Genomic DNA, 5,015 nt, shown 5'->3' on the forward strand with positions numbered 1-5,015 from the left:
AACGCTGGCAAGCCTTTAAACACTTCTATGATGCCGAAGAAGTTCAATACACAGGTCAGCAATTCCTAGTCGCGCTGGCAGACTATCTAAAAATCAATCTTGACGATGTACCACGCAGCACTCGTTACTACTGGTTTAGCCAAGCAAATCTAAGTTATAACGCCCTTCACTCATATCAGAGCAAGGATTTAGCCCTTGTTGCGTTTGTTGCTGCTAAATGGGCAATCAACAAGCGTAAGCAAACAATGAAATCCGCAACGATCTCAGTTTTAACACTAGCCCTCTAAGGAGTAATCATCATGTCTGACAAGTTCACTAACAATGTCCGCGCTCGTTTGTACAAACAGGGTTATCAAGGATTCACTAAGGACGATTACACAACAGCAGCTCTTGCTGTCGAGTGCGATGACCTTGACAATCCCACCAAAGAGCAATTGAGCCAAGCCGTTGATTATCTCAAAGTCAAATCGACAAGCCAATTATCTGTAGTTGATGAACTCGTTGAAGAAAAATTTCTCTCACAAGTAGAAGATGCACAACCTGACCCGGAACTTGATAACAGTCAGCTTACAATCGCTTCAAGAGAGATTAACAGCATCACTGTAACCAGCGATGACAAGCGTCAGATTGTAACAGCCCAATCATCGGCGCTGGGGTTTGAGTTAACCGAACAAGAAACATTAAGTATCGCTCTTAATGTTGACGACACTTTTACCGACTACAGCCAATTCATCAGTACTGTAACGGCTGCAATCAAGAACTACGTTGATCAGAAATTTGATGTCATTGAGCAATCATTTGAAACTAGCGCCCAAGACTTGCGAGAACACGTAAGCAACAGAGCTTCTAGATTGAACCAAAAGGTTAACAACTTCTCAGGAGACATGAAAGCGGATATGGGAGTCATCCGCCAAAACATTAAAAGCACCCAATTTTCAATCCTCGCAAGGCTCAACGCGGCTCAATAGTGATAACTTGACGCTGCTTGAGTGCTTGGTGATTTGCTCTTGTAGAATGAGCTACTTCTCAAGAATTGCTGTTAGTTTGGGTGCGCTCGCTGCTGTGATTTTACCCTTGTATAGCTGCTTGTATCTGCCAATGCTAGAGCAATCAAGCTATCAGCAATATCTCAAACGAAAGTCAGCTATTGAGCAATATGTAAGACGAATGGAGTATTACTGCAACCAAATATTTACCCCAGATAAGGAATATCGCTGTGAAAAGTTCAATGAAGCTAAAAAATCTGGTAACTTCCAAATCACGCCACCTAGAACGCCAATTAAAAACTAAATTCAACGCATCTACCAACTTAGTAGTCAGAGCGCTAACAGGTGATAAATCAGCCCTGAAGCTGATAGGACAAATGGGTAATGACGGGGCGAAGATTAGCGAATTTGCCCCACAGGTTAGAGAGCAGATGTTAGCTGCTATCAAGGGGACTGAGGACTTAAACATAGTCCTTAGCGACATCTATAAACAAGCTGGTGTAAGCGGCGAAAAGATTGAAAGAGCAGTACAATCAGCGATTTTAGCAGATACTCATCTAGCTAATATCCTAGAAGAAATGAAGCTTGATTTTGCTTCATCCAAGGAGAAAGAAGCGCTACGCCATCAACAAGCAACAGACCATCTATTGCTGAAAGCATGGGTGGATAAACACATGATGCAAGTTGACGGTGAATACAAGATGTTACAGGCAGAATTGCAGACAGACATTAGACAACAAACAATTGACCTACAACATGATAGAGAACTGGGCAAGTATTACTTAGAAATGGGTGATAACGCTCATGATGATTTCAAGCCGAAAAAACAATATGCGGGACGCTCGATTGTCCAAAAAATCAAGGATGCCCTACTAGGTTTCTAATAACTAAACCCGTCAGTAACTTAAGCCGTTCGCTGACGGGTTCGAGAAATACTCTGATACAGATATGACATACGACATTGAAGAGTCACAAGAAGAAGTAGTAAGCGAAATCGCCCCAGATACGCCATTACCAAAAGACTTACTAGAACACCTAGAATCGCGCAAGCAGCACCGTCAAGATGTTATCAATACAACGGAAAAATTGACGAGATTCTTTGTTGGTTGGTCGCTAAATTCCACAGGATTCTTGATAGCTAAATATCTCTTAATAACTGGCGGCGGCGTTAATCTCTGGTTGGCAATTTCGCTCTCGTTTTCTATATGCAGCGTTGGCTCTCTCGCTGGGCTAACGGGCTTGAGAGTTAATTACAACACTGACGGATTAGAGGTAGATAATATGCAAAACGTTTTCAAAACTGCTGGGGGCTTGGTGTTTGCAGGTGTCACAACTTGGTTAGCAGTCAAAGACCATCAATATTTTGAGAATTTGACTAAAGAAACAGTCACGCAGATTAGCCAAGACATCCAAACCATTGAAAAACAGAACCCGCAATCAGACCCTTGGGTAAGTATTGCAGTCGCGTTGGCTTTATTCATTGGTTCTATTGCAATTATTTTTAAGGGGCGGGAATGAAACAGGGTGTTTTCGAGTTAGCACTGGCTGGTGTGTGTGGTGTAGCCGCAATCATCGGGCTAGCAACATCGCAAACACGTCAGCCTTACGACCTGACACAAATTCAGTTCTGCCCAAGGTCAGCAAACGGCGTACATAGCCAAATAGCTTTGGATAAGCGTTTTTGCAACCAGCCGCGTTTTGTCCTTACTGAAGAATGGCAACGCTACGGACTGTATGGCAGCATCATTCCCTACAAGGGCGATGCTATTCAATGGGTGCGTGATTTGCCCACAGATAACCCTAATCAGTTGTTAGGGTATGGGATTGCAGTTATTGGGCTATGGGGTGTCGTGGGTTGCTTGCTCGTGCGTTCGCAACGCCTCAAGCGCACGGATTATGAACTGGGCGAACTGGAAAAGACCGGCGACTATGCAACTTGGCAGCATAATAAGTACAAACGTGAAATTAAGCAGCATTCGACCCAGCTTTACACTGAACGCTTGAAAGATGGATTAACTGACCTAGACGTTCATTCTCGTAAAGAATTGGGGCTAACCGATGAGGAAAATGAACGCGTTAAGGCTCGAATTCAGCTAGAGGACTTTATGAAAGCCCGTGCTGTTAATCATTCTGTGATGGATAAAACCATTGCTGAGAACCTGAGAGACAGGGCGAAGGCTGACCAGGAACGCGGCAAGATTGAGGGTAAAACCAAAAGTGCGATCGCAGACAGCGACAATCAGCAGTCAGTTGACCAGCAACGAGCAACTGAGCTTATAGAAGCGCTCAAAGCCCATGAAGAGGGCTGGCTGTGGAAGATTATCGACAACTTAACGCCATTGTGGTTAATCGGTCGCCAGGGGTCAGGTAAAACTTACACGAGCGCGGCTATAGCTCTTGTTAGAAAGCATTGCTTAGGGATTCCCATCTACTACTTGATTGACCGTCACGCGACTGGGGATAACTCCAAAGCATGGCGATATCTTGATACTCAAAATATTGCAGAGTCAGAGACAGAGATAGGCACAGCGCTTGATGGGCTGTGTGAACATTGGCTATTAAGAATTAAGGGTAAAAATGACTTAGAACAACCTGCGACTATCACGCCTGAACAAGTGCTTATTGATGAATACACTAACCTGAAATCATTGATTGGTGAACCCGCAGAAAAGTTTTACAAACTGCATCTGACAGACACTAGAAAAGCAAAAGTTTATGTAACTGGTATTACCCACAATGACACCAATTCAAGCTATCCCGAAGGTACGCAAGCCATGAGGGAGGCGGGTACAATCCTCATTCAAAAATTCTCAGCTAACGGTAAAACCCCACTGTCTAGAGTCAAGATTATTCGCGGCTTGCTTGATGACAATGGGGAGGAATATCTGGAGGCAGAGCGTACACTGCCAAGCTGGTTTAACCCAGAGGATATTTACAACCATTTCAACGGTAAGCCGATTTCTTTTGATACTTAGCTCTTCACTGTTAATTAATTTATGGAAATAGGTGAATACTATGCACCCAATAGAATTTAAGAAAAAGTGGCAATTAACTTATAACGAGCTAGCACTTGTCCTGGGTTATGAAAGTGATTTCACCGTTCGCTGCTGGGGGATAAATGGAGTCCATAAGCGCAAAGAAGTCAAAAAGTTGTTTATGTTGCTTGTCGCCTTCTAGATGAAAAATGGTCATCTGAGGGGAAACAAATAGATTCTTACCTTTGACTCGCACCCGAATCTCTCATGTCTACAGATGTAGACGCTTTCTAGTTAAGAGTGCTTGTTTACAAGCGTTTTAGGCGCTGATGTTGCACACTCAATACTGCTCTGTCGGAGCTAGTCCTAATGAAAGAGGGGGTTTTGGAGTGTATGCCGGGCGATGATCTCGTTTTTTTATGAGTGGTTTTGTGACGGCATAGCTCCAAAACCCCCAATGTATTTATTGATTGATAAAAATAGTTTTGGGTGCTTATGTCGGTGGCCACTCCACAAGTAAATTATTGCCCCGACCACGGTGATGCCATCATTCTATTTATCTACTGAATGAGCAACTCTGACATTTCTTGCAAAATTTAATCTTAAGGATTGACATTGTTGGATATATAAGCTAACTTTATCATATAAAGGGTTCCAGCATTGGAGGTCGAACCATGCCTGATGGGGATAGATTTCATGGGCTTTCAGGACTTTATCAAAAGCCATACCGAATACTCTGTGAAGGTAAGCTTGAACGCAACGAATGTGCCTGGATGATGATGGAAGCCTTAAGGAAGGATCTCAATAAAAAAGGTGATGCTGCTATTGTGATAGCCAAGGGTATGGGGGGAATGGCACTAAGAAAAGCTACAAACCTTGCTGCATAAGCATTACAAGTATTAATGCGTTAATAGCAGTGGGCGCTTGGCTGCGATCGCTATTTTTTGTAGAGGCTGTGAAATGGAAGCGATAACGGTGGAGGGTTGCCCAAAAAGTTTTTGAAGGTAGAAAAAGCTTACTCGTCTGTGAAATACTTTTTTTGAGACGAGCAAGC

7 protein-coding genes are annotated in these 5,015 nt (G+C 43.3%); all 7 read left to right on the plus strand.

All coding sequences use genetic code 11. The features are described 5' to 3' along the window. The coding region (locus tag CDG79_RS43175; RefSeq protein WP_189525293.1) for a hypothetical protein at positions 1-287 on the plus strand (287 nt) is incomplete at its 5' end. Between the two features lie 12 nt (positions 288-299). Then, on the plus strand, positions 300-968 hold the full coding sequence (locus CDG79_RS38935) for a hypothetical protein (protein WP_094346835.1): 669 nt from the start codon (positions 300-302) through the stop codon (positions 966-968). A 46-nt stretch (positions 969-1,014) separates the two neighbouring features. Then, positions 1,015-1,290, plus strand: a complete 276-nt coding sequence (locus CDG79_RS41830; protein WP_143855731.1) for a hypothetical protein — start codon at positions 1,015-1,017, stop codon at positions 1,288-1,290. Then, a complete protein-coding gene (locus tag CDG79_RS38940) occupies positions 1,229-1,870 on the plus strand; it encodes a hypothetical protein (RefSeq protein WP_094346836.1) in 642 nt (213 codons plus the stop codon). Before CDG79_RS41830 ends, CDG79_RS38940 begins: the two co-directional genes overlap by 62 nt. A gap of 64 nt (positions 1,871-1,934) precedes the next feature. Continuing rightward, complete coding sequence (locus tag CDG79_RS38945; RefSeq protein WP_094346837.1) at positions 1,935-2,504, plus strand: hypothetical protein; 570 nt, start codon at positions 1,935-1,937, stop codon at positions 2,502-2,504. Next, positions 2,501-3,961 (plus strand): hypothetical protein, encoded by a 1,461-nt coding sequence (locus CDG79_RS38950; RefSeq protein ID WP_094346838.1) that lies wholly within the window; start codon positions 2,501-2,503, stop codon positions 3,959-3,961. Before CDG79_RS38945 ends, CDG79_RS38950 begins: the two co-directional genes overlap by 4 nt. 674 nt (positions 3,962-4,635) lie before the next feature. Continuing rightward, the gene (locus CDG79_RS38960) at positions 4,636-4,848 is read left to right on the plus strand and encodes a hypothetical protein (protein ID WP_094346839.1); all 213 of its coding nucleotides are present in this window, start codon (positions 4,636-4,638) and stop codon (positions 4,846-4,848) included. The last annotated feature ends 167 nt before the right edge of the window (positions 4,849-5,015 follow it).

Origin of the sequence: Nostoc sp. 'Peltigera membranacea cyanobiont' 232 (assembly GCF_002245985.1) — a bacterium.
Lineage (GTDB): Bacteria > Cyanobacteriota > Cyanobacteriia > Cyanobacteriales > Nostocaceae > Nostoc.